Genomic DNA, 23,155 nt, shown 5'->3' on the forward strand with positions numbered 1-23,155 from the left:
AGCACCCCCACCCGAAGGAGAACCATGACCGCCAACCTCGTCCACGACCTGCGTACCGCTCTCGGCGAGAGCGCCGTGGTGACCGATCCTGCCGACATGGCGGCATACGTCACCGACTGGACCGGCAGCTTCACCGGCACCGCCCTCGCGGTGGTGCGCCCGGCCTCGACCGCCGAGGTCGCCACCGCGGTGAGGCTGTGTGCGGCCGCCGGCGTCGGGGTCGTCCCCCAGGGCGGCAACACCGGTCTGGTCGGCGGCGGCGTGCCCGACTCCGGTGGCGACCAGATCGTGATCTCGCTCGGCCGGATGCGCCGCGTCCGGGAGGTCGACCCGGTCGCCGACACCCTCACCGTCGAGGCCGGCACACCGCTCGCGACCGTCCAGGAGGCCGCCGCGGCCGCCGGTCGGCTGTTCCCGCTCTCGCTCGGCTCGGAGGGCTCGTGCACCATCGGCGGCACGATCGCGACCAACGCCGGCGGCACCGCGGTGCTGCGCTACGGGATGATGCGCGAGCTGGTGCTGGGCCTCGAGGTCGTCCTCCCCGACGGCCGGGTCTGGGACGGGCTGCGGCCGCTGCGCAAGGACAACACCGGCTACGACCTCAAGCAGCTGTTCATCGGGTCGGAGGGCACGCTCGGCGTGGTCACCGCTGCGGTGCTGCGGCTGCTGCCGGCGACACCGCGCCGGGCGACGGCGTTCGTGGCGCTCGAGTCGGTCGAGGCGGCGACCGCGCTCCTCCCGCTGCTCCGCGAGCACGGCGGCGGACAGCTGACCACCTGGGAGCTGCTCGGGCGCCAGGCCGTCGACCTCGTCCTCGCCCACCTGCCTGGCGCCCGTGACCCGTTCCCGGAACGGCACGCGTGGTACGGACTCGTCGAGCTCGCCGGCACCTCCGCCGACGTCGACGAGCGGCTCGAGGAGGCCCTCGCGGACGCCTCCGAGCAGGGCCTGCTCGTCGACGCGGTCCTCGCCGGCAGCCCCGCTCAGCGCGAGTCGCTGTGGGCTCTGCGCGAAGGGGTCTCCGAGGCACAGAAGAGCGAGGGCGCGACCCTCAAGCACGACGTCACCCTGCCGATCACCGCCCTGTCCCGGTTCGTCGCCGAGGTCGGGCCAAGGCTGCTGACAGCGCTGCCGGGGCTGCGGCTGGTGACGTACGGCCACATCGGGGACGGCAACCTGCACTACAACATCTCCGCGCCGGTCGGCGACGATGCGGCGCTGAAGCGGGAGGCGCCCGCCCTGACCCGGATCGTCTACGACGCCGTCACCGCGCTCGGCGGCAGCATCTCCGCCGAGCACGGGATCGGTGCGCTCAAGCGGGATGCCGCTGCGGCGTACAAGACGGGGGTCGAGGTCGACCTCCTGCGAGCCGTCAAGCAGGCGATCGACCCCGACGGGGTCATGAACCCCCGAAAAGTGGTCCCCGGCTAGGCGTATGTGCGCAGATAGGCGAGCAGCGCCACGCGTAGCTGCTCCGACAGCGCGGAGCGGGTCGCCTCGTCGGGCGCGTCGACGAGGAGCGGCGTCATGCCGCGGACGATCTGGATGGCGACGGTGCTCATCAGGTCGACCTCGTCGCGGCCACGGTCGGGGAAACGGGAGGCGACCAGGTCGGCGATCCCGGCATGGACGACCTGATGGGCCGGCGCCACGGCCTCACGCAGCGCCGGCGGCATGTCCGTGCGAGCGAAGAGAGCCTTGAACCCGGGGTGGGCGAGGTTGAACTCCAGCAGCGAGGCGAGAACCGTCTCGACGAGCTCGTCGAGACCGACGTCGGCCTGCGCGGCCGGGTCGATGGTCTGCGTACGCAGCCGGGTGAGCTCACCGGCGTAGTACTCCGCCAGCGCTCTGGCGATCTCCTCCTTGTTGCCGAAGAACTGGTAGAGCGAGCCCGGGGAGATGCCTGCCTCGGTCGCGATCGCGTTCGTCGAGGCCGCGTCGTAGCCCTTCTCGGCGATCACCGCCGCCGCGGCATGCAGGATCTGCTGAATCCGCCGCTCGCCCCTGGCCTGCCGCTTTCGGACCGGCCGAGCCGTCCCCTCTTGCATTTACGAGTCACCTCTCGTATTTTCGAATTGTGAGCATTCACTCGCAAACATACCCCGCCCCTACTCCGCCTGAAACCACCCGGCGCTCCTCTCGCCTGGAAGCGCTCGCCGGTCTCGTCTACCGCCGCCGCCTCGTTGTCATCATCGCCGCGATCGTGGTGTCCCTCGGCCTGCTGGTCGTTGCCGCAGGGGCGATGTCGACGTTCGTGCTGAGCCGTTGGGAGGCGGCCGGGACCGAGTCCGTGCGTGCCCAGGACGAGCTCGCCGACCGGTTCGGGACCGGCAACGCCAACCTCATCCTCGTCGTGACCGCGACCAGCGGGTCGGTCGACGACCCGACGGTGGCCCGTGCCGCAGAGCAGCTCGGCGACGAGCTCGCCGACGAGGAGGCGGTCGCCGAGGTCTGGTCCTACTGGTCCGGTCCGGCGCCCGACGCCACCATGCGCAGCGAGGACCGCTCCTCCGGAGTGATCCTCGCGCACGTCACCGGTGACGCGACCAGCGCCCGAGAGGCGATCCGCGGCTACCTCCCCGACTACACCCGGGACGGGTCCGCGGGGCCGATCGAGGTGCGCATCGCCGGCTCCGAAGCCGCCTCGACCCAGATCGGCGAGCAGGCCACCGCCGACTTCGTCCGCGCCGAGATGGTCATCATCCCGCTGATGCTGATCCTGCTGATCGTGATCTACCGTCGCCTCTCGTCCGCGCTGCTGACCCTCGGCGTCGGACTCTTCTCGGTCCTCGCCACCCTCGCCGGGCTCCGGGCGCTCACCGGCATGGTCGAGATCGCGAGCTTCGCCGCCAACATCACGCTGGTGATGGGCATCGGTCTCGGCGTCGACTACAGCCTGTTCGTCATCTCCCGTTTCCGCGAGGCCCTCGGCCGCGGCGCAGGCGTCGAGGAGGCGTTGCGGGAGACGCTGCGTACCTCGGGACGTACGGTCCTGTTCAGCGGTGCCACTGTCGCGGCCGCGATGGCGGTGCTGCTCATCCTCCCCTTCGACTTCCTGCGTTCCTTCGCCTGGGCGGGCATCCTCACGGTCATCACCGCGGGCATCGGTGCGCTCGTCATCCTGCCCGCTGCCCTCGCCGTCCTCGGCGAGCGCTGGGCTCGCCGTGGCATCACCGTCCCGGCGCAGCGCCCGGTGGAGCAGGGCCGTTGGTATCGGCTCGGCTCGCAGGTCATGCGACGGCCTCTCGCCTGGGGCGGGATCGCCCTGATCGTCCTGATCGCGCTGGCCGCGCCCGTGGCTGGAGTGCGGATCGGCGTACCCGACGACCGCGTGCTGCCGCCCGGTCACTCCGTGCGCGACGCCTACGACCAGCTTCGCGCCGACTTCGCGGCCGAGCCACAGGACGCGCTGCAGATCGTGCCGGCCGAGGCCGGCACCACCGCCGACCCTGACGAGCTGGCCACGTACGCCGCGGACCTCTCGCTCGTCGACGGCATCGCCCAGGTCGGCTCGCCGGCGGGGACCTTCGCCGACGGCTCTCGGATCGGACCGGCAGATCCGCGTCTGACCTCCGCATCGGGCGAGCAGCGGATCGAGGCGGTGCCGACCCATGCCGCGCTGCAGGACCGCGTCGCCGACGATCTCACCGGCGACGTACGGTCCCTCCCCTCGCCCTTCGGGGAACATCTGGTCGGGGGCTACCCGGCCCAGCTGGTCGACCTCCGAGTGGCTCTGGTCGAACCGCTGCCGCTCATCGGGGCGCTGTTGCTGGTGGTGACCTTCGTCCTGCTGTTCCTGTGCAGCGGCAGCCTGCTCATCCCGCTGAAGGCCACGCTGCTGAACCTGCTCTCGGTCGGGGTGATGTTCGGAGTGCTCATCATCATCTTCCAGAACGGGCTCTTCGCCGATGTGCTCGGGTTCACCCCGGTCGGCACGTTGGACCCGGCGTTCCCGCTGCTCATGTTCTGCGTCGTCTACGGGCTCTCGATGGACTACGAGGTGTTCATGATCTCCCGCATCCGCGAGGCCTACGACCAGACCGGCGACAACCAGGCAGCGGTGCTCACAGGTCTGCAGCGCAGCGCCCCGCTGATCACCGCTGCCGCGTTCACGCTTGCGGTCTCGTTCGGTGTCTACGCCACCGGCGAGGTGATGTATCTGCAGATGGTCGGGATCGGCACCGCCGTCGCCATCCTCCTCGACGCCACCGTGATCCGCGGGATCCTGGTCCCGGCGTTCATGCAGCTGGCCGGCGACGCGAACTGGTGGCTCCCGGGCCCGCTGCAGCGGGCCTTCGGGAGACTCCGCATCCGCGAAGCCGAATAGGCCGGCGGCACGATCGGTGCCGGGCTGAGCCGGACCCTAGGAGTGCGAGTCACGTCATCGGTGACTGGCACTCCTAGGGTCAGTGATCAGTGGTTGAGCGCGCCCCGGTTCACAGCCCCTGGGCGACGCGGTAGAACACCTGGTTCCAGCGCACCTGGTCGGCGAAGCCGCGCCGGGTGGTGGACTCGTCGATGACCAGCAGCTCGGTGCGGGCGATGTCGGCGAAGACCTCGAAGGCCTCGATCCCGGCGGCGGTCGACATCACCGTGTGGTGCGCGCCGCCGGCGGTCAGCCAGGCCTCGGCCGAGGTGGTGAAGTCGGGACGCGGGGCCCAGACGGCCCGGGCGACCGGCAGCTTCGGCAGCGCCTGGGCCGGCGGGACCACGTCGACCACGTTGGCGGTCATCCGGAAGCGGTCACGCATGTCGGCGAGCGAGACGACGACGGCACCCTCGCGAGCGTCGGCGTCGAAGACCATCCGGACCGGGTCCTCGCGGCCGCCGATCCCGAGCGGGTGGATCTCGACCTTCGGCTTCGACGTGGTCAGCGAGGGGCAGACCTCGAGCATGTGGGCGCCGAGGATCACCACCGCGCCAGGGGTCAGGTCGTAGGTGTAGTCCTCCATCAGGGAGGCACCGCCGGGCAGCCCCTCCCCCATCACCTTCGCGGCGCGGACCAGGACCGCGGTCTTCCAATCGCCCTCGGCGCCGAAGCCGTAGCCCTTGCTCATCAGCCGCTGCACCGCGATGCCGGGGAGCTGGCGCAGGCCGCCGAGGTCCTCGAAGTTGGTGGTGAACGCCATCGCGTCGCGCTCGACCAGGAACGCCTCCATGGCGATCTCCTGGCGGGCGGCGTAGCGCAGCGACTCGTGGCGCTCGCCGCCCTTGCGGAGCTCGGGGGTCACGTCGTAGAGGTCCTCGTACTCGGTGACGAGCGCGTCCACGGCGGCCTCGTCGACGGCCTCGACGGCCGCGACCAGGTCGTTGACGCCCCAGGTGTTGACCGAGACGCCGAAGCGCAGCTCGGCCTCGGTCTTGTCGCCCTCGGTGACCGCGACGTTGCGCATGTTGTCGCCGAAGCGGACCAGGTTGAGCCCGTGGGTCGCAGCCCAGCCGGCAGCGCCGCGGATCCAGGTGCCGACGCGGCGAGTGACCGCGGGGTTGGAGACGTGACCGACGACGGTGGTGCGGGCGACGCCGAGGCGGGTGGCGATGTAGGCGTACTCACGATCGCCGTGGGCGGCCTGGTTGAGGTTCATGAAGTCCATGTCGATCTCCGACCAGGGGAGCTCGACGTTGGCCTGGGTGTGCAGGTGCAGGAGCGGCTTCTGGAGTGCGTCCAGGCCGGCGATCCACATCTTGGCCGGGCTGAAGGTGTGCATCCAGGTGATCACGCCGAGGACGTTGTCGTCGGAGCTCGCCTCGAGCATCGCGCGGCGGATGGACGCGGAGTCCTTCAGGACGGGCTTCCACACGACCTTCGCCGGGACGTCGGAGGAGGCGTCGAGCGCGCGGGCGACCTCCTGGGACTGCTCGGCCACCTGACGCAGGGTCTCCTCGCCGTAGAGGTCCTGGCTGCCGGTGAAGAACCAGACCTCGCGGTCGCCATAGGGCTTCGGCGCTGTGGGCTTGCTCATGTGGGGTCCTTCCAAAGCTGACGTTGTTGTTCGCGGCGCAGCTCAGTGCTGGCCGTAGACGTTCTGGTAGCGGTCGTAGAGCGAGTCGATGTGGTGGGGGTCGATCGGCAGCGGCTGGCCGAGCTGGCGCGCGATGTGCACGGTGCGGGCGACCTCTTCGCACATCACGGCGGCCTTGACCGCGGAGCGGCCGTCCTTGCCGATGGTGAACGGCCCGTGGTTCTGCATCAGCACCGCCGGGCTGCGTGACTCCCGCAGCGTCTCCACGATGCCGCGACCGATGGAGTCGTCACCGATGATCGCGAACGGCCCGACCGGGACCGGGCCGCCGAACTCGTCGGCCATCATGGTGAGCACGCAGGGGATCTCCTCCCCGCGGGCGGCCCAGGCCGTGGCGTACGTGGAGTGGGTGTGCACCACTCCCCCGACCTCGGGCATGTTGGCGTAGACGTAGGCATGGGCGGCGGTGTCCGAGGACGGCGACCGCTCTCCCTCGACGAGGTTGCCGGCGAGGTCGCACACGACCATCGCCTCGGCGGTGATGTCCTCGTAGGCGACGCCGGAGGGCTTGATGACCAGCAGGTCCTCGCCGTCGGGGTTGCTGACCCGCTCGGAGACGTTCCCGGCGGTCCACACGACCAGCTCCCAGCGGGGCAGCTCGGCGTGCAGCGCGGCGACGCGCTCCTTGGCGGCGTCGACGGCGGCGCGAAGAGTGGCAGGTACGCCCGTCATCACTGGTCTCCTTCTGCTGCGTTCTTCGGGTTGTCGGCGCCGGAGACGAGGGAGGCCACGGCAGCGCGCTCGATCTGCAGGCCGGCCTCGTAGCGCTCGAGGTAGGTCCGGAACCCGGCGAGGTCGGCGGCGTCCGGCTCGACGACCTCGAGATCGATGTCACCGAAGACGCGCTCGGCGAGATAGTCGCTCAGCGTCAGGTCGCGCTCGGCCGCGGCCGCCCGGGCGTACGCGGCCAGCACCGCGATCCCCCAAGCGCCGCCTTCGCCGGCGGTGCGGCCGACGGCGACCGGGGCGCCGATCGCCGCGGCGAGCAGCCGCTGGGCGACGCCCGCGGTGCGGAACAGGCCGCCGTGGGCGAACATCGCGTCGATCTCGACACCCTGGTCGGCGAGCACACGCATGCCGAGGGCGAGGGTGCCGAAGACGCCGTAGACCTGGGCGCGCGCGAACCCGGCGAGGTCGAGGCGGCTGCCGGGGGTGCGTACGAAGAGCGGGCGGCCCTCGTCGAGGCCGGCGATCGGCTCGCCGGCCAGGTAGTTGTAGGCCACCAGCCCGCCACCGTCGGGCGAGCCCTTCAGTGCTGCGGTGAGCAGGGCGCTGAAGACCGCGTCGGGTTCGCAGGGGTGACCGAGCGCGGCAGCGAACTCGCCGAAGACCCCGGCCCACGCGTCGAGCTCGCTGGCACCGTTGTTGCAGTGCACCATCGCGACCGGGTCGCCGGCCGGAGTGGTGACGATGTCGATGGCGTGGTGGACGGTGGCCAACGGTGCCTCGAGCACGACCATCGCGAAGATCGAGGTGCCGGCGCTGACGTTTCCGGTGCGCTTGGCGACCGAGTTGGTGGCGACCATCCCGGTGCCGGCGTCGCCCTCGGGCGGGCACAGCGGGATGCCGGGCCGGAGGAGTCCGGTGGGATCGAGCAGCGCGGCGCCCGCGGGGGTGAGCCGGCCGGCGTCGGCGCCTGCCGGGAGGACCTGCGGGAGCAGCCCTTCGACCCGCAGGCCGGGGCGCTTGGCGGCGGCCAGGTGACCGAGCTGCTCCAGCATCCGCTGGTCGTAGCTCCCGGTGGCGGGGTCGATGGGGAACACTCCGGAGGCGTCGCCGACGCCGAGCACGTGCTCACCGGTCAGCGCTCGATGGACGTAGCCCGCGAGGGTGGTCAGCGAGGCGATCCGAGGCAGGTGGGGCTCGTCGTCGAGGATCGCCTGGTAGAGGTGGGCGACCGACCAACGCAGCGGGATGTTGGTGCCGAGGATCTCCGACAGCTCGGCGGCGGCGACGGCGGTGTTGGTGTTGCGCCAGGTGCGGAAGGGCACCAGCAGCTCGCCGGCGTCGTCGAAGGCGAGGTAGCCGTGCATCATCGCCGAGACCCCGATCGACCCGAAGGTCATCGGCCGGGTGCCGTAGCGGCGCTCGACCTCGTCGCCGAGGGCGGCGACGGCGCCCTGCACGCCTGCCCAGACCGCCTCGAGCGAGTAGGTCCACAGCCCGTCGACGAGCTCGTTCTCCCACAGGTGGGAGCCGGTGGCGAGGGGCGCGTGGTCGGGCCCGATCAGGCACGCCTTGATGTTGGTGGAGCCCAGCTCGATGCCGAGCGAGGTCTCTTCGAGGTCAGGCAGCACGCCTGCTCGCTGCGTCATCACGGCTCCGTTTCTGCCCGACGGCTCGGGATGGGGTTCGAGGCGATGTGAACGCTAACATGAACCGGTCGAAGCGTCACCCCGGTCGGTCGAAGCGTCACCCCGGTCGGCCGAGTGGGCAACGTTGTGCCCACTCGACCGACGTACCTGACGTCTCGACCGACCTAACTGACGTCTCGACCGGGGGTCAGCGGGGCTGCCGAGTCTCGGACGACCAGCTCCGGAGCGATCAGCGGGGGCACCTCGACGGATCCCTCGGCGATGGCCTTCGTGGCCACCTCGACCGCGAGCTCGCCCAGCGATGCGAAGTCCTGCCGGACGGTGGTCAGGGGCGGCCACAGGTACGCGGCGTCCGGGACGTCGTCGAAGCCCACGACGCTCACGTCCTGAGGAACCCGGCGGCCCGCCTCGTGCAGCGCCCGGATCACGCCGAGCGCCATCGAGTCGTTGGCCGCGAAGACGGCGGTGACCGAGGCGTCCCGGGCGATCACGGCGCCGGCCTCGTACCCGCTCCTGCTCGACCAGTCGCCGAAGATCTCGGGCCCCGGTTGCGCGCCGCCGTCCCGGAGCGCGGCGAGCCACCCCTCCCGGCGCTGCCTGGCGTCGATCCAGCCGACCGGACCGGCCACATGGGCGATGTTGCGATGGCCGAGGTCCAGCAGGTACTGGGTCGCCAGCACTGCGCCGGCGTGCTGGTCGATCCCCACCGAGCGCACTCCCTCGGGCGGGTCGCTGTGGATCATCACCACCTCGACGGTGGTGGCGAGCTGGGCGACGAGGTCCTCGAAGGACTGGTGCGAGACGCCGAGGAGCACGGCCTCGACCGCGTCGTCGAGCAGAGCCTCGATCGCACGCTCCGTCGAGGTCGCCTCCAGATGAGGGACCGGACTGAGGATGATGTCGTAGCCGGCCCGCTGTCCGGCTTGGTGCACCGAGGCGGCCAGCGTGCTCGGCCCGTAGAGGTGCGGCTGCGAGTAGAGCAGGCCCAACCGACCCGACCGCCGCGTCACCAACGCTCGCGCCGACTTGTTGCGCCGGTAGCCCAGCTCGTCGATGGCGGCCTGCACCCGCTCACGGGTGTCACCGCGGACGGCATCGGAGCCGTTGACCACCCGGGACACGGTCTGGTGGGAGACCCCGGCCAGCGCCGCGACATCTGCCATGCTCGGCGCGTTCTTCGACTCCCCGTTGACCATGCGGTGATCCTAAGCGGGTTCCCTCCGCGCGGAGGGAAGAGCCTCAGCTCTCCTCGAGACCGGGAAGCCCGTGACGCGCTCTGGTGAGGGCTGCGGCGAGCGGGGCACAGCGTCCACCGGGTGCCAACGAGGCGAGCTCGTCCGGGTCCTCGGGCAGACCGAGGTCACGCGCGCTCCCCGGCATCCTGACCGCGGTGGCGGAGCTGTTGTTGGGCGGGCGAGGGCTGAGCTTCACTGAGCGAACGAAAATTCGTTCGTCGCCGACCTCGAGCCGCCGCCGCTGGACTCAGATTCGGATGCGCGAACGAATTTTCGTTCGCCCGAGACCTACTCGGTCCGAGACTCTCCCAACGATGCCTTCTCATCGGCCCAGTACGTGGCGCAGTGCCGCCCCCAGCGTGGGGTGGCGGAACTCGTGGTCTGCGAGCGCGACCGGCTCGACCCGCTGGCTCGCCAGCGCCACCTCCTCGGCGCCCTCCTTGCCGAGCAGGAGCCGAGGGCCGAGGGCCGGCGTGGGCAGCAGCGCGGGCCTGTGGAGAACGTGCGCGAGCGTCTGCGCGTAGTCCCGGCTGGTGACCGGTTCGGGCGCGACCGCGTTGACCGGGCCGGTCAGCGACTCGTCGAGGATCACCCGGTGGTAGACGTCGACGAGGTCGTCGATGCCGATCCAGCTCAGCCACTGCTCGCCGCTGCCGAGCCGGCCACCCAGTCCGGCAGCGAAGAGCGGCCGCTGAAGCCGCAACGCTCCCCCGGCCGGCGTCTGGACGATGCCGGTCCTCACCGCGACGTTCCGCGGCCCGTCCACCCGGCCGGCCGCCTCCCAGTCGGCGACCACGTCGGCGAGGAAGCCGGTGCCCGGCGCCGAGGACTCGGTGAGCACCTCGTTTCTCCTGTTCGCACCGTAGATCCCGATAGCGGAGGCGCCGACGAACGTGTGTACGCCGCTGCGTGCCGCCGCCTCCGCGAGCCGCCGGGTCGGCTCGATCCTGGAGTCGCGGATCGCCGCCTTGTGCGCCGCGGTGAAGCGGCCGGCGATGGACGCCCCGGCGAGATGGACGACCGCGTCGACACCGTCGAGGAGGTCCGGCGCCGGCGCCGATGGATCCCAGCGGCGCTGGTCCGCGCCCTCCGGGGCGCCTCTGACCAGCCTGATCACCCGATGGCCACCCGTGGTCAGAAACGGCACCAGCGCCTGACCGACGGTCCCGCTCGATCCGGTGACCGCGATGGTGAGGGACCTGCCCGCGGCGTACGTCCTGTGGTGGGCTGCGAGGTCGGCGCCCAGCTGAGCATGGCGGTAGGCGATCATCCGGTCCACCATCCGCCCGAGCACGTTCGTCTCGATCCGGTCGGTGACCAGCGTCGCGGCGCCGTCGGCGGCGAACTCGTGCCGGTGGGTCCACGACAGCGGCCGCAGCGAGGCGAGCCGGTCGGTGAACAGGTGCGGCGCCTCGTAGGCGGCTGGGTCGTGGCGGGCCACCCAGTCCACGCCGCGACCGAGCGAGATCACCGCGGTGCCGTCGGCCAGGTCGGTCGCCTCCACCCGCGCCTCACCCGGCATCCACGGCGGCATCAACCGGTGGATCGCCCCGGGGCGCCGATGCCACTCGAAGACCTCCTCGACCGGCGCGTCGATGCGCGTCGTCAGCGAATGGACCCGGACCAGCGGTGACGTCATACCAGTAGCCTCGCGCGGATCCGCCGGGCGGACAACCACCGGGTCGGCCAGGCGTAAGGTCGGGCTGTGGACCTGCGGCTGCTGGAGTACTTCGTGGCTGTGGTCGACCATGGCGGCGTGACCAAGGCCGCCAACACGCTCTACATCTCGCAGCCGTCCCTGTCGCAGGCGATCCGCAACCTCGAGCGGGAGGTCGGCGCCCCGCTCTTCGACCGCAGCAACCGCACCCTCGAGCTCAACGCGGCCGGAGCGGCCTTCGTCGAGCCGGCGCGGCGGGTGCTCCGTGAGGCGCAGGAGGCCCGGCGCAAGGTCGGCGCGGTCCGGGACCTTCGAGGAGGCCGGCTCACTGTCGCCGCGCTGGCGAACCTCACGATCACGCCGCTCTCCGAGCTCGTGAGCGAGCTGCGCAGCCGGTATCCGGGGATCCAGGTGCACGTCGACGATCCGGGCAGTCCTGCCGGCGTGGTCGCCGCGGTGCGGCAGGGGCGGGCCGAGGTGGGGTTGACCCAGTTCTCCGCCCGACCCGACACCCTCGCCGTCGACGAGCTGTGGACCGAGCGGGTGATGCTGGCCATGGCGCCGGAGCTCGCGGCCGATCTGCCCGACCCGGTGCCGTTGGAGCTCGTCCGGGAGATCCCGCTGGTGCTGGAGGTCGATGACCGGCTCAGCAGCGTCATCGCGGACCCGGAGCTGCGCGACGCGATCGGGCAGGTGGCGGTCCGCTGCGCCCACCGACAGGCGATCTGGGAGCTGGTGGCGATGGGAGCCGGGGCGACGTTCCTGCCGGAGCGGCTGGCCGAGCGCGTCCTGCGCAAGGTCGTGCTGCGCGCGATCGAGCCGGAGGTACGCCGGCGGGTGGGGGTCGTCTACCGAGCCGATCAGCTCTCGCCGGCCGCCCGCGCCTTCGTCGACCTGACTCGGGAGACGGCGGGGTCTGCATCGTCCTGAGCTGCGTGCTCCCGGGCCAGCTCGACGAATGCCTCGGCCGCCGGTGAAAGCCGCGCCGGCTCGAACACCAGCCCGTAGCGTCGGCTCAGAGCCGGCGTGAACGAACGGACCTCGGCACCACGTGCCCGGGCGAAGCCGGCCAGCGAGCGCTCGATGAAGGTGCCGCCGACGCCCGCCAAGGCGAAGGACAACCGAGCCTCGCGGTTCTGGAGCACGGCGGCCGGCGGCCGCAGCCGTCCAGCGGCCGCCATGGTGCGTACGATCTCCTCGGCGTGCGACCCTCCTGGCGGCACGATGACGAGCGGGATCTCAGGCAGCTCCTCCCACCGGATCGGGTCGTGCGCAGGGATGTCGCTCCCCCCGGGGAACGCGATCCAGAACTCCTGCGTGCCGAGCTCGAGCACATCGAGCTGCTGCTCTCTGGACGTCGGTCGCGCGCCGTCGGCGTAGGGAAGATGGGTCACCACGATCTCGCAACGACCGCTGCGCAAAGCGACGGCCGGGTCGTCATCGCTCTGCTTGCCGATGCTGATCAGCACCTTCGGATAGCGGCGGCGGTACTCTGCGACGAGCGCAGGCACCAGCCCCGTACCCAACGCGGGGATCGTGGAGAGGTCGAGACGGCCGTGGAGCTGACCTTCCCGGTCGCGTACGGCACCTTCGGCCGCAGCGACGCCGCGCAGAATCCGCCGAGCCGAGCCGACCATGGTCAGCCCCGCGGAGGTCGGCACCATCCCCCGCCCGATCCGGTGGAAGAGGGCGGTGCCGAGCTCACGTTCGAGCGAGCGGAGCGCCTGCGAGACCGTCGGCTGCGCGACGCCGAGCGCCGTCGCGGCCGCGTGAACGCTGTCGTGGTCGACGACGGCTAGGAAGTAGCGCAGGTGGTGCACGTCCATGGTCCCAACCTAGGCCGTACGCCGTGCCGTGCCCGGAACAGTCGGCTCAGCGCGGCGTCATCCGGATCGCGCCGTCCAGCCGGATCGTCTCGCCGTTGAGATAGCCGTTCTCGAGGATGGTGCCCGCAAGGTGGGCGAACTCGTCGACGTGACCGAGCCGGGCCGGGTTGGGGACGGTGGCCTCCAACGAGGCGCGTACGTCGTCGCGCAGCCGGGCGAGCAGCGGAGTGTCCATGATGCCCGGCGCGATGGTGCAGACACGGATGTGACGGCTCGCCAGGTCGCGCGCGGCGGTCAGGGTCATCCCGACGACGCCGGCCTTCGACGCGGTGTAGTTGATCTGCCCGATCTGCCCTTCGTACGCCGCGACCGATGCGGTGAGCACGATGGCGCCGCGCTCGCCGTCGACGACGTCGAGCCGCGCCATCCGCTCCGCGCCGAGCCGCAAGGCGTTGAACGAGCCGATCAGGTTCAGCCGGATCACGAACTCGAAGTCCTCCAGCGACCCCGGGGTGCCGTCCTTGTCGAGGATCCGCATCCGGCGACCGGCACCGGCGCAGTGCACCAGCCCGCGTAGCCCGCCCTGGGCGTCGGCGATGTCGAGAGCGGCGGCGAACTGGTCGGCGTCGGTGACGTCCGCCGGGACGAACGTGGCGTTCACCCCGAGGTCGGCCGCGACCCGCTCGCCGTCGGATTCCGGCAGGTCGATCAGGGTGACCCGGCCGCCCTCCTTCAGCAGTCGGCGCGCGGCGGCAAGGCCGAGACCGGAGGCTCCTCCGGTGACGGCGGTGGTGAGGCCTTCGAGGCGCATGGGTGGTCCTTTCAGAGAAGTGTCAGAGGAGCTCGAGGATCGTGGCGTTCGCGAGGCCGCCCGCCTCGCACATCGTCTGCAGGCCGTAGCGGATGCCGTTGTCGCGCATGTGATGGACCAGCCGGGTCATCAGGATCGCGCCGGAGCCGCCCAGCGGGTGGCCAACGGAGATCGCGCCCCCGAGTGGGTTGAGCCGCTCGTCGAGGCCTCCGGTCTCCGCCTGCCAGGCCAACGGCACCGGCGCGAACGCCTCGTTGACCTCGTAGGTGCCGATGTCGTCGATGCCGAGCCCGGCACGCCGCAGCGCCTTGGCGGTAGCGGCGAGAGGGGCGGTCAACATCATCACCGGGTCATCGCCCGCGAGGGCCGAGGTGTGCACCCGCGCGATCGGCCGCCACCCCCGGGCCGCAGCGGTCTCGCTCGACGTCACCAGCAGCGCCGCGGCACCGTCGGAGATCTGCGAGGAGTTGCCCGCGGTGACCACTCCGTCCTCCCGGAACACGGTACGCAGCCCGGCGAGCGACTCCACCGAGGTGCCACGGCGCAGCCCCTCGTCCACCTCGAGGCCGGCGAGCGGTGCCAACTGGCCGGCGAAGGCACCGGCATCGGTGGCCGCCGCGGTGCGCTCGTGCGACCTCGCGGAGTACTCATCGAGCCGCGTCCGGGACAACCCCCACTTGTCGGCGACCATCTCGGCGCCGATGCCCTGGTTGAACCCGTCGACGCCATAACGCGCGAGGACGGACAGCGGATACGGCGCACCGCCGGCCGCGGCGCTGCCCATCGGCACCCGGGTCATCGACTCGACGCCGCCGGCCACGGCGATGTCGTAGTGGCCCGCGATCACGCCGGCGGCGGCGAAGCTGACAGCCTGCTGGCTCGAGCCACAGCGGCGGTCGACCACGGTGCTCGGCACCGACTCGGGCCACCCGGCCGCGAGCACGCCGACCCGTCCGATGCTGCCGGACTGGTCACCGACCTGGCTCACGCAGCCCCAGACGACGTCGTCGACGGTAGCCGGGTCGAGGTCGTTGCGTGCCGCCAGCGCAGTGAGCACGTGCGCGCTCAGATTCCCCGGGTGGATACCGGCGTACGCGCCGTTGCGCTTGCCGATCGGGGTGCGGACGGCGTCGACGATCACTGCATCACGCATGGGTGTCTCCTGGTTCGTTGGCGATGGCCCTGAGCTCGGTCTTGAGGATCTTTCCGGCGGGGTTGCTGGGCAGCCTGTCGACGAAGTGCACGGCCCGGACCTTCTTGTAGGGCAGCACCCGCTCCGCGACGTACGCCATCAGCTCGGCCGCGTCGACCTGGCCGCCTGCAGCGGGAACCACGAAGGCCACCGGCTCCTGGCCGACCGCGGTGAGGTCGCGGCCGACGACCGCGGCGCCGTCGACGTCGGGGTGGGTGACGAGCAGGTCCTCGAGCTCGCGCGGGTAGACGTTGTAGCCCTTGTAGATGAGCATGTCCTTGGCCCGGTCGCAGATGAAGAGGAAGCCGTCCTCGTCGACGTAGGCGATGTCGCCGGTGTCGAGCCAGCCGTCGACGAACTGCTGCGCGGTGGCCTCGGGACGCTCGAAGTAGCCGTCGGTCACCTGCGGGCCACGCACCCACAGCTCACCGCGCTCCCCCGGGCCGAGCGGTTCACCGGTGAGACCCGCCCGGATCTCGACCTCGGTGTCGAAGATCGGTACACCGACCGCACCGGGCTTGGTCCGTCCGTCACGGAAGATCGGACCGACGGACACCAGGCAGGTCCCCTCGGTGAGGCCGTACCCCTCGAGGATCACTGTGGACGGGAAGAGCTCCTGCAGCGCCTCCATCGTCGGCAGGTCGATCGGCGCAGCACCGGACGACACGACCCGCAGCGAGGTGAACTCGCGGGCTCCGGCGTTCTCGCCGGCGCCGACCAAGGCGTGCCACATGGTCGGGCTACCCGTGATGTAGGTCGCCCGCTCACGCTCGATCAGTCCCAGCATCCGCTGTGGGTCGAAACGGCCCGACAGCACCTGCCGTGTGCCGCACAGGTGGAGGAAGCTCGCATTGATCAGCGCGTGCGCATGGAACATCGGCGAGACGACGACCGTCACCGAGTCCCCAGGCACCACTCCGGCCTCGGCGGCGTCCGGGAGGGGGCGCAGGGTGGCCCCGTGGTCGTCCTGGCCAAGGATGTGGCCAGCCCGCCAGCCCGCCATCTGGGCGACGTTCGACACGACGTTGCGGTGCAGTACCCGGACCGCCTTCGGGACGCCGGTGGTCCCGCCCGTGTACGCGAGGTGGGCGAGGTCGTCAGGCCCGGTGGTGGTCTCCGGCCGGGTCGTCGGCTGACCCGCCATCAGACCCGCCAGCGTCACCGCGTCCGCGGGCAGGTCCTCGGAGGCCGGAGCCACATCCGTCCCGGGCGCGACGACCAGGGTCCGCAGCGCGGTGCCCTGCCGGGCCTCCTCGAGGAGCGCCAGGTGCTGGGGATGTGACAACGCCGCCACGGCGCCGGTCTCCTCGATCTGGGCTCGCAACCCCGCCACCGGGTGAAGGGGGTTCGTCGGGGCCACGGTCGCACCGGCCAGCAGGATCCCGTAGTAGCAGGGCAGGAACCACAGCGAGTTCGGCTGGTGCAGCACGACGACGTCGCGCTCGCGCACCCCGGCAGAGCGGAGGCCGTGCGCCACCTGGCAGGCGTGCGCGTGGATCTCGGCGAAGGTCAAGGTCGCGTCGCCATCCCGGACGCCGACCCGGTCGGAGTAGGCGCGGGCGGCGTACTCGTTGAGGTCGCCGACGGTCAGCGCGGGGTACTCGAGATGGCGCGGCAGCTGGTGCGGCCAGTAGCCCTGCTCGACAACGGGCGTCGTGGACTCGGTCACGGTGGTCATCGTCCTTCCCAGACGGGCGTGCGCTTCTCGGCGAAGGCGCGGGCGCCCTCCTCGGCGTCCGCGGAGGCGAAGACCCCCTCGACGATCTCCCGCTGCCGGTGGTAGCGCTCCTCGACCGGCCAGCCGCGCGACTGGACCATCACGCGCTTGCTCGCCGCGACCGCGAGCGGGCCGTTTGCCGCGATCCGGTCGGCGAGGGCGAGCGCGGCTTCGAGCGCGGACCCGTCGTCGACGATCTGATTGACCAGGCCGACGTCGTAGGCCCGCTGAGCCTCCAGGAAGTCCCCGGTGAGCACAAGCTCCATCGCGACCGCGGGCGGGATCCGCTCGGGCAGCCGGAGCAGGCCGCCGCCCGCCGCGACCAGGCCGCGTTTGACCTCGGGGACGCCGAACCGGGCGCCGCGTGCGGCGACGACCATGTCGCACGCGAGCACGATCTCGCAGCCTCCGGCGAGCGCGTACCCCTCGACGGCGGCGATGATCGGCTTGGCCGGTGGGGTCTCGGTGATGCCCGCGAAGCCGCGGCCCGGGACGCTCGGGCGCTCGCCGCGCAGGAAGGCCTTCAGGTCCATCCCCGCGCAGAACGTTCCGCCCGCTCCGGTGATGACGCCGACGGACAGGTCGGGCCGGGCGTCGAGCGTGTCGAGCGCCGCGGCGACGGCTTCGGAGACCGCGCGGTCGACGGCGTTCCTGGCCTCGGGGCGGTCGAGGGTGATGACGAGGACGCCGGGGCGTTCCTCGACGCGGACCGCTCTGGCGGTCTCAGGACTGACTTCGGTGCTCATCGGATCCTCCTCCTCGGGGTCACAGACCGAGCGACTTGGCGACGATGGTCTTCATGACCTCGCTGGTGCCGCCGTAGATGCGGCTGACCCGGGCATCGGCGTAGAGCCGCGCGATCGGGTACTCGTTCATGTAGCCGTAGCCGCCGTGCAGCTGCAGGCACTTGTCGACGACCCGCGCCTGCATCTCCGTCATCCAGAGCTTGACGGCAGCCGCGTCGGGGCCCGAGAGCTCGCCGCGGTCGTGCGCCTCGAGCGCCTGGTCGAGGAACGCCTGGCCGGCCGCGACGTCGACGGCGCACTCGGCGAGCACGAACTTGGTGTTCTGGAACTCGGCGACCGCCTTGCCGAACACCTGCCTCTCACCCGTGTAGTCACGCGCCAGGTCAACGGCGTGAGCGGCGGCCGACCACGCGCCGACCGCGATCGTGAGCCGCTCCTGCGGCAGATTGTTGCTGAGATAGGCGAACGCCTGACCCTCCTCGCCTAGCAGATCCTCGAACGGCACCCGTACGTCGTCGAAGGACAGCTCGCAGGTGTCCTGCGCCTTCAGCCCCAACTTGTCGAGCATCCGGCCGACCTCGTAGCCCGGGCTCTTGGTGTCGACGACCAGGATGCTGAGCCCGGTGCGCCGGTTGGTGGGGTCGGGCGCGGAGGTCCGGGCGACCACCAACACCCGGTCGGCGTTGTAGCCGCCGGTGATGAACGTCTTCGCCCCGTTCAGGACGTAGCAGTCGCCGTCAAGACGGGCGGTGGTGCGGATCCCGGCGAGGTCGGAGCCGGTGCCGGGTTCGGTCATCGCGATCGCGGTCATCAGCTCACCGGCCGCGAACCCTGGCAGCCATCGCTGCTTCTGCTCCTCGGTGGCGTACGAGAGAAGGTAGGGCAGCACCAGGTCCATGTGCACGCGGAGCGGTCCGAGGTTGATGTCGGACCGCACCGACTCCTCGGTGACGATCGCGTTGAACTTGTACGACGCCACCCCGGCGCCGCCGTACTCCTCCGGCACCTGGATCCCGACGATCCCGAGCTCGGCAGCCTGACGGTAGAAGTCCCGCGGTGGGTGGCCCGCCCGCTCCCAGGCGGAGAACCCGGGGGCGACCTGCTTCTCGAAGAACTGTCGGACCGTGCCCCGGAAGGCCTCGTGGTCCTCGCCGAAGATCGTTCGCTGCATGGTTGCTCCTGGGTCAGAGAGACGTACGTGTCATGGCGGCCAGCCGGCCGGAGATGATGTCGCCGGCCTCACCGACGATCCGGTCGACGAGTTCGCCGACGGTGGGGATGTCGTGGACCAGTCCCTGGGACTGGCCGACGCTCCAGATGCCGAGCTCGGTGTCGCCGACGTCGTAGACCTGCTTGCCGCGGGTGCCGGCCACGAGATGACGTACGTCCTCGAAGACTGCGCCCTCCTCGAGCCGAGCGACCACCTCGCGGCTGACCGCGTTGCTGGCGACCCGGGTGGTGTTGCGCAGCGGCCGGAAGATCAGCTCGGTGTCGAGCTCGCTGGCGGCGACGATTGCCTCCTTGACCTGCTGGTGCACCGGCGACTCAACCGTGCACAGGAACCGGGTGCCCATGTTGACCGCGTCCGCGCCGAGGGCGAGCGCGGCGACGAGGCCACGGGCGTCGGCGATGCCACCGGAGGCGATGACCGGGATGTCGAGCCGCTCGGTGGTGAGCGGGATCAGCACCAGCCCGGTGACATCGTCCTCGCCGGGGTGGCCGGCGCACTCGAAGCCGTCGATGCTCACCGCGTCGACTCCGAGCGTCTGGGCCTTGATCGCGTGCCGCACCGACGTGCACTTGTGGATGATCTTGACCCCGGCAGGCTTGAACACCTCGACGTGCTCGGTCGGCGCGTTCCCGGCGGTCTCCACGATCGTGATGCCGGACTCGATGATCGCGTCGCGGTACTCGGCGTACGGTGGCGGGCTGATGCTCGGCAGGATCGTGAAGTTCACGCCGAACGGCTGATCGGTGAGGTCCCGGGTGCGGGCGATCTCCTTGACCAGCGCCTCCGGAGTCGGCTGGGTGAGCATGGTGAGGCAGCCCAGCGCGCCGGCGTTGGCGACGGCGGCGACGAGCTCGGCGCGGCCGACCCACTGCATGCCGCCCTGGACGATGGGGTGCTCGACACCGAACGTCTCGGTGAAGCGGGTGCGGAGCACCGATCCCGTGGTCGTGTTCGACATCAGCGCGCCTCCTCCAGCAGCCGGGCCTTGTCGCGCTCCGGGTTCACCATCAGCATGGCCGCGATCGCGCCGACGATCGCGAAGGCTCCGAAGATCTGGAACGCTCTGGCGAACCCGTCGGCCGGGCTGGCCGCGGCATCGACGATCACGCCGGTGACGTAGGGCGCCACCAGGCCACCGATGGCCATCAGGGCGAGGAAGATCCCGAGCGTGTTGGCCATCTGGCGCGGCCGGACGATCTCGGAGATCGCGGAGTTGAACAGCGGGAAGACGCTGGCGCCGAACGCGTAGCCGACCGAGACGACGACCACGGCCACGACGGGCGCGCCCAGGTAGGGCACCACCGTCATCGAGAGACCACACACGAGCAGACCGATCGCGGGCACGATGCCGCGGAGCATCCGTGAGGTCGCGCCCCTGGCGAGCAGCCGGTCACCGATGCCGGAGAGCAGGAGCATCACCACCAGGCTGGCGATGCTCGGGAACGCGAACATCGTGCCCGCCTGGACCTGGCTGTAGCCCAGCCCGAGCTCGAAGTACGACGGCAGGAAGGTCAGGACGACGGTGACGAGCGCGTACATGGACATCACCGCGAGGGCGCCTCCGACGAAGGTCGGCGTGGTAAGCACCGCCCGCCACGGCGAGACCGGCTCGTCTTCATCCGCCGCAGCGCTCGCCTTGTCGGTGCCGTACGGGCCGACCCTCCACGTCGGGAGCCAGAACGCTGCCCACACCACTCCGGCGACGGCGAGGACCAGGAACGCGGCCCGCCAGCCCTGAGTCGCCATCAAGATCGCGAGAGCCGGCGCGATCGCGATCTTGGCGATCGACGCGGAGGCGGTGATGCATGCGGCGGGCAGGCCGCGCTTCTCGCGCGGGTGCCAGGAGAACACCGAGGTGTGCACGAGTGCGCTCGACGGACCCTCGAGGAACCCGAGGAGCATCCTGCTGAGCAGTAGCACCGTGAATGTCGCGGAGAGCACCAGCGGCAGCATCGCCACGGACCAGCCGATGGCGAGGAGCACGAGCGCCGACTTCAACGTCATCCAGCGGTTCAGCGGGCCGGCGAAGAAGCCACCGACCGTGAAGGCCAGGAAGAACGCGCTCCCGACCAGGCCGATCTGGGAGGCGCTCAGCCCGAGCTCCTTCGCGAGCGGTTGGGCAGCGAGACCGAACACGGCCTTGTCGGCCCAGTTCACGACGTAGAGCGAGACCAGCAGGCTGGTGAAGCCCCACGCCTTGGCGCGTGACTCACCTGCTTGCGCCTCGGCCCCGGACGGGGCAGTGAGATTGGTTGCGGACACGGTTGTCTCCTTCGCAGAACCACTGGGATCGCTGCCCCGGCTGACCGGTGCTCAGGACGTCATCGGGCGGCATCACCATGGTTGTGGCGCCGGGCCCCGGACCGCAAAGACTCTTCGGCTAACCGATCGATAGGCTCTTCCTATGACGATCGTCACACTTCTCTACGGCTGCATCGAAGCGCGAAAGACGCCGGCGGCGGCCCTCAGGCGCTGATGAAGTCGGGCCGTCGGCGCTCGAGGAAGGCCGCCCGGCCCTCGGCGAACTGTCGGCCGCCGAGCAGCTCGACCTGGAGGTCGGCCTCGGCCGCGAGTACGCCGTCGAGACTTTGGTCGGGTTGGGTGAGGATGCGTCGGGTGCCGGTCACCATCGGCCCCGAGAGCTCGGCAAGGCGCGAGGCCAGCTCGACCGCTTGGTCGAGGGCCGTGCCGTCGTCGACGACGCTCTCGACCGCTCCGATCCGCTCGGCCTCGGCTGCGTCGAAGGTGCGTACGGTCAGGAGCAGCTCACGTGCCCTGCCCTGCCCGACGCGCCGTGGGAGCGTGTAGGCGAGACCGGTGTCGGGGCCGAGCGCGATCTTCCCGAAGGACGTCGAGAAGGTCGCCGAGCGGCCGGCGACCACCAGGTCGCAGGCGGCGGCCAGCGCGAGCCCGAGCCCGTACGCGCCGCCCTCGACCGCGGCGACGACCGGCCGGGCCCCGGTCACCAGCTGGCGCACGACGGCGTTGACGACCTCGAGCCGCTGCCGGGCGACGTCCTGGTCCTGCGACATCGACCGGATGTCGCCACCCGCGGAGAACACCGAGCCCGCACCGGTCAGAACGACTGCACGCGCCTCCTGGTCGGCGGTCCGGAGTGCGGCGAGGAGGTCCAGCCGGTCGGCGAGGTCGAGCGCGTTGCGGCGCTCGGGGCGGTCGAGGGTGAGGATGCGGACATGGCCACGGTCCTCGACCCGGACCGCCCTGGTCCGCGGCTCCTCGCTCATCCCTGGAACTCCTTGACCATCTGCTTGGCGATGATCAGCTTCTGGATCTCGCTGGTGCCCTCGTAGAGCCGGAACAGCCGCGCGTCGCGGTAGAACCGCTCGACCGGCACCTCACGCATGTAGCCGAGGCCGCCGTGGATCTGGACCGCCCGGTCGGCGATCCGGTCGACCGCCTCGGTGCAGAACAGCTTGCACATCGAGGGTGCCGTACGCCGGTCGCTGCCGTCGTCCCAGCTGCGGGCCGCCTCGAGGACCATCGCGCGACCGGCGTACGCCTCGGTCCGGCTCTCGGCGAGCATCGCCTGGATCAGCTGGAACTCGGCCAGCTTCTGGCCGCCCTGGCCGTTGGTCGTGGCGTGACGGAGGCTCTCCTCGATCAGGCGGTCGGCCAGGCCGACGGTCAGCGCCGCGATGTGCAGCCGGCCCTTGGCCAGCGATCGCATCGCCGCGGAGAAGCCCTCGCCCTCGACCTCGCCGACCAGGTTCTCGGCGGGCACCCGGACGCCGTCGAGGAAGATCTCGGACGTCGAGGTGCCGCGCTGACCCATCTTGTGGTCTCGCGGACCGACGGTGACGCCTGGGGTGTCGGTCGGCACCACGAACACCGAGATGTTCTTCGCGCCCTCACTGAGGTCGCCGGTGCGGGCGAACACCATGAGCAGATCTGCCCAGTTCGCGTTGGTGATGAAGCGCTTCTGTCCGTTGATGACGTACTCGTCGCCCTCGCGGACGGCTCGGGTGCGCAGGCCGCTCGGGTCGGAGCCGGCCTCCGGCTCGGTGAGCGCGAACGAGGCCACCAGCTCACCACTGGCCAGCCGGGGCAGATACTGCTGCTTCTGCCGATCGGTGCCGCAGTTGACCAGCACCTGACCGGCGATGCCGTTGTTGGTGCCGAACACCGAGCGGAACGACGGCGTGGTCCAGCCGAGCTCCATCGCCAGCCGGACCTCCTCCGACATGGTGAATCCGAGACCGCCGTACTCCTCGGGGATGGCATAGCCGAACAGCCCCATGGCCGCGGCCTGCTGCCGGAGCCGGTCGGGGATCTGGTCGGTCTCCTCGATCTCGTCCTCGGCTGAGACGACCTCCTTGCGGACGAACGCGCGGACTGCGTCGAGGATCGAGGCGAACTCGTCGGGCTCCATGGGTGCTGCTCC

At 71.0% G+C, this 23,155-nt stretch carries 20 protein-coding genes; 3 read left to right on the top strand and 17 right to left on the bottom strand.

The window, feature by feature from the left end; translation table 11 throughout:
• The first annotated feature begins 24 nt into the window (after positions 1-24).
• Positions 25-1,431: an FAD-binding oxidoreductase gene (locus BJ988_RS17380; protein WP_179659138.1), complete on the top strand. Its 1,407-nt coding sequence runs from the start codon at positions 25-27 to the stop codon at positions 1,429-1,431.
• Here BJ988_RS17380 and BJ988_RS17385 read toward each other — a convergent pair.
• Positions 1,428-2,048: a TetR/AcrR family transcriptional regulator gene (locus BJ988_RS17385; protein ID WP_179659139.1), complete on the bottom strand. Its 621-nt coding sequence runs from the start codon at positions 2,046-2,048 to the stop codon at positions 1,428-1,430. The two genes, BJ988_RS17380 and BJ988_RS17385, sit on opposite strands and share 4 nt — an antisense overlap.
• A gap of 29 nt (positions 2,049-2,077) precedes the next feature.
• Between BJ988_RS17385 and BJ988_RS17390 the strand changes: the two genes are divergently transcribed.
• Positions 2,078-4,327, top strand: a complete 2,250-nt coding sequence (locus BJ988_RS17390; protein WP_218860934.1) for an MMPL family transporter — start codon at positions 2,078-2,080, stop codon at positions 4,325-4,327.
• Between the two features lie 109 nt (positions 4,328-4,436).
• Here BJ988_RS17390 and araA read toward each other — a convergent pair whose 3' ends face one another.
• The 6 genes from araA to BJ988_RS17420 form a co-directional block, all read right to left on the bottom strand.
• A complete protein-coding gene (gene araA, locus BJ988_RS17395) occupies positions 4,437-5,963 on the bottom strand; it encodes an L-arabinose isomerase (RefSeq protein ID WP_179659140.1) in 1,527 nt (508 codons plus the stop codon).
• Positions 5,964-6,005: 42 nt separating this feature from the next.
• Positions 6,006-6,695 carry an L-ribulose-5-phosphate 4-epimerase gene (locus BJ988_RS17400; protein ID WP_179659141.1) on the bottom strand — a complete coding sequence of 230 codons (690 nt, stop codon included), beginning with the start codon at positions 6,693-6,695 and terminating at the stop codon, positions 6,006-6,008.
• Positions 6,695-8,338, bottom strand: coding sequence for a xylulokinase (locus BJ988_RS17405; RefSeq protein ID WP_179659142.1), 1,644 nt, complete (start codon positions 8,336-8,338; stop codon positions 6,695-6,697). The genes BJ988_RS17400 and BJ988_RS17405 overlap by 1 nt, the downstream gene beginning before the upstream one ends.
• Before the next feature lie 164 nt (positions 8,339-8,502).
• The gene (locus BJ988_RS17410) at positions 8,503-9,534 is read right to left on the bottom strand and encodes a LacI family DNA-binding transcriptional regulator (RefSeq protein ID WP_179659143.1); all 1,032 of its coding nucleotides are present in this window, start codon (positions 9,532-9,534) and stop codon (positions 8,503-8,505) included.
• A 43-nt stretch (positions 9,535-9,577) separates the two neighbouring features.
• A complete protein-coding gene (locus BJ988_RS17415; protein ID WP_218860936.1) occupies positions 9,578-9,769 on the bottom strand; it encodes a hypothetical protein in 192 nt (63 codons plus the stop codon).
• 126 nt (positions 9,770-9,895) lie between these two features.
• A complete protein-coding gene (locus BJ988_RS17420; protein WP_179659144.1) occupies positions 9,896-11,212 on the bottom strand; it encodes a TIGR01777 family oxidoreductase in 1,317 nt (438 codons plus the stop codon).
• A gap of 66 nt (positions 11,213-11,278) precedes the next feature.
• Here BJ988_RS17420 and BJ988_RS17425 point away from each other — a divergent pair, with 66 nt between their 5' ends.
• Positions 11,279-12,160, top strand: a complete 882-nt coding sequence (locus tag BJ988_RS17425) for a LysR substrate-binding domain-containing protein (protein ID WP_179659145.1) — start codon at positions 11,279-11,281, stop codon at positions 12,158-12,160.
• On the opposite strand, the gene BJ988_RS17430 is transcribed toward BJ988_RS17425, so the two are convergent.
• The 10 genes from BJ988_RS17430 to BJ988_RS17475 form a co-directional block, all read right to left on the bottom strand.
• Complete coding sequence (locus tag BJ988_RS17430; RefSeq protein WP_179659146.1) at positions 12,091-13,056, bottom strand: LysR family transcriptional regulator; 966 nt, start codon at positions 13,054-13,056, stop codon at positions 12,091-12,093. The two genes, BJ988_RS17425 and BJ988_RS17430, sit on opposite strands and share 70 nt — an antisense overlap.
• A 46-nt stretch (positions 13,057-13,102) precedes the next feature.
• On the bottom strand, positions 13,103-13,867 hold the full coding sequence (locus tag BJ988_RS17435; RefSeq protein ID WP_179659147.1) for an SDR family NAD(P)-dependent oxidoreductase: 765 nt from the start codon (positions 13,865-13,867) through the stop codon (positions 13,103-13,105).
• A 22-nt stretch (positions 13,868-13,889) separates the two neighbouring features.
• The gene (locus BJ988_RS17440) at positions 13,890-15,020 is read right to left on the bottom strand and encodes a thiolase family protein (RefSeq protein ID WP_179659148.1); all 1,131 of its coding nucleotides are present in this window, start codon (positions 15,018-15,020) and stop codon (positions 13,890-13,892) included.
• The gene (locus BJ988_RS17445; protein ID WP_179659149.1) at positions 15,013-16,737 is read right to left on the bottom strand and encodes a class I adenylate-forming enzyme family protein; all 1,725 of its coding nucleotides are present in this window, start codon (positions 16,735-16,737) and stop codon (positions 15,013-15,015) included. Before BJ988_RS17445 ends, BJ988_RS17440 begins: the two co-directional genes overlap by 8 nt.
• On the bottom strand, positions 16,734-17,522 hold the full coding sequence (locus BJ988_RS17450) for a crotonase/enoyl-CoA hydratase family protein (protein ID WP_179659150.1): 789 nt from the start codon (positions 17,520-17,522) through the stop codon (positions 16,734-16,736). Before BJ988_RS17450 ends, BJ988_RS17445 begins: the two co-directional genes overlap by 4 nt.
• Positions 17,523-17,541: 19 nt before the next feature.
• Positions 17,542-18,693 (bottom strand): acyl-CoA dehydrogenase family protein, encoded by a 1,152-nt coding sequence (locus BJ988_RS17455; protein ID WP_179659151.1) that lies wholly within the window; start codon positions 18,691-18,693, stop codon positions 17,542-17,544.
• Positions 18,694-18,706: 13 nt separating this feature from the next.
• Positions 18,707-19,711 (bottom strand): NAD(P)H-dependent flavin oxidoreductase, encoded by a 1,005-nt coding sequence (locus tag BJ988_RS17460; protein WP_179659152.1) that lies wholly within the window; start codon positions 19,709-19,711, stop codon positions 18,707-18,709.
• On the bottom strand, positions 19,711-21,015 hold the full coding sequence (locus BJ988_RS17465) for an MFS transporter (RefSeq protein ID WP_179659153.1): 1,305 nt from the start codon (positions 21,013-21,015) through the stop codon (positions 19,711-19,713). The genes BJ988_RS17460 and BJ988_RS17465 overlap by 1 nt, the downstream gene beginning before the upstream one ends.
• Before the next feature lie 203 nt (positions 21,016-21,218).
• A complete protein-coding gene (locus tag BJ988_RS17470; RefSeq protein WP_179659154.1) occupies positions 21,219-21,998 on the bottom strand; it encodes an enoyl-CoA hydratase/isomerase family protein in 780 nt (259 codons plus the stop codon).
• Entirely contained in the window at positions 21,995-23,143 is a 1,149-nt protein-coding gene (locus BJ988_RS17475) for an acyl-CoA dehydrogenase family protein (RefSeq protein ID WP_179659155.1), read from the bottom strand. Before BJ988_RS17475 ends, BJ988_RS17470 begins: the two co-directional genes overlap by 4 nt.
• Positions 23,144-23,155: the final 12 nt, after the last annotated feature.

Source organism: Nocardioides panzhihuensis (assembly GCF_013408335.1).
In the GTDB taxonomy this organism is placed as follows: Bacteria; Actinomycetota; Actinomycetes; order Propionibacteriales; family Nocardioidaceae; genus Nocardioides; species Nocardioides panzhihuensis.

Coding starts and splice junctions, on each gene's coding strand:
- BJ988_RS17385 (WP_179659139.1), bottom strand. CDS start 2,048: ATGCAAGAGGGGACGGCTCGGCCGGTCCGAAAGCGGCAGGCCAGGGGC.
- BJ988_RS17420 (WP_179659144.1), bottom strand. CDS start 11,212: ATGACGTCACCGCTGGTCCGGGTCCATTCGCTGACGACGCGCATCGAC.
- araA (WP_179659140.1), bottom strand. CDS start 5,963: ATGAGCAAGCCCACAGCGCCGAAGCCCTATGGCGACCGCGAGGTCTGG.
- BJ988_RS17470 (WP_179659154.1), bottom strand. CDS start 21,998: ATGAGCGAGGAGCCGCGGACCAGGGCGGTCCGGGTCGAGGACCGTGGC.
- BJ988_RS17405 (WP_179659142.1), bottom strand. CDS start 8,338: ATGACGCAGCGAGCAGGCGTGCTGCCTGACCTCGAAGAGACCTCGCTC.
- BJ988_RS17435 (WP_179659147.1), bottom strand. CDS start 13,867: ATGCGCCTCGAAGGCCTCACCACCGCCGTCACCGGAGGAGCCTCCGGT.
- BJ988_RS17440 (WP_179659148.1), bottom strand. CDS start 15,020: ATGCGTGATGCAGTGATCGTCGACGCCGTCCGCACCCCGATCGGCAAG.
- BJ988_RS17450 (WP_179659150.1), bottom strand. CDS start 17,522: ATGAGCACCGAAGTCAGTCCTGAGACCGCCAGAGCGGTCCGCGTCGAG.
- BJ988_RS17445 (WP_179659149.1), bottom strand. CDS start 16,737: ATGACCACCGTGACCGAGTCCACGACGCCCGTTGTCGAGCAGGGCTAC.
- BJ988_RS17380 (WP_179659138.1), top strand. CDS start 25: ATGACCGCCAACCTCGTCCACGACCTGCGTACCGCTCTCGGCGAGAGC.
- BJ988_RS17460 (WP_179659152.1), bottom strand. CDS start 19,711: ATGTCGAACACGACCACGGGATCGGTGCTCCGCACCCGCTTCACCGAG.
- BJ988_RS17430 (WP_179659146.1), bottom strand. CDS start 13,056: ATGGACGTGCACCACCTGCGCTACTTCCTAGCCGTCGTCGACCACGAC.
- BJ988_RS17400 (WP_179659141.1), bottom strand. CDS start 6,695: ATGACGGGCGTACCTGCCACTCTTCGCGCCGCCGTCGACGCCGCCAAG.
- BJ988_RS17410 (WP_179659143.1), bottom strand. CDS start 9,534: ATGGTCAACGGGGAGTCGAAGAACGCGCCGAGCATGGCAGATGTCGCG.
- BJ988_RS17475 (WP_179659155.1), bottom strand. CDS start 23,143: ATGGAGCCCGACGAGTTCGCCTCGATCCTCGACGCAGTCCGCGCGTTC.
- BJ988_RS17455 (WP_179659151.1), bottom strand. CDS start 18,693: ATGCAGCGAACGATCTTCGGCGAGGACCACGAGGCCTTCCGGGGCACG.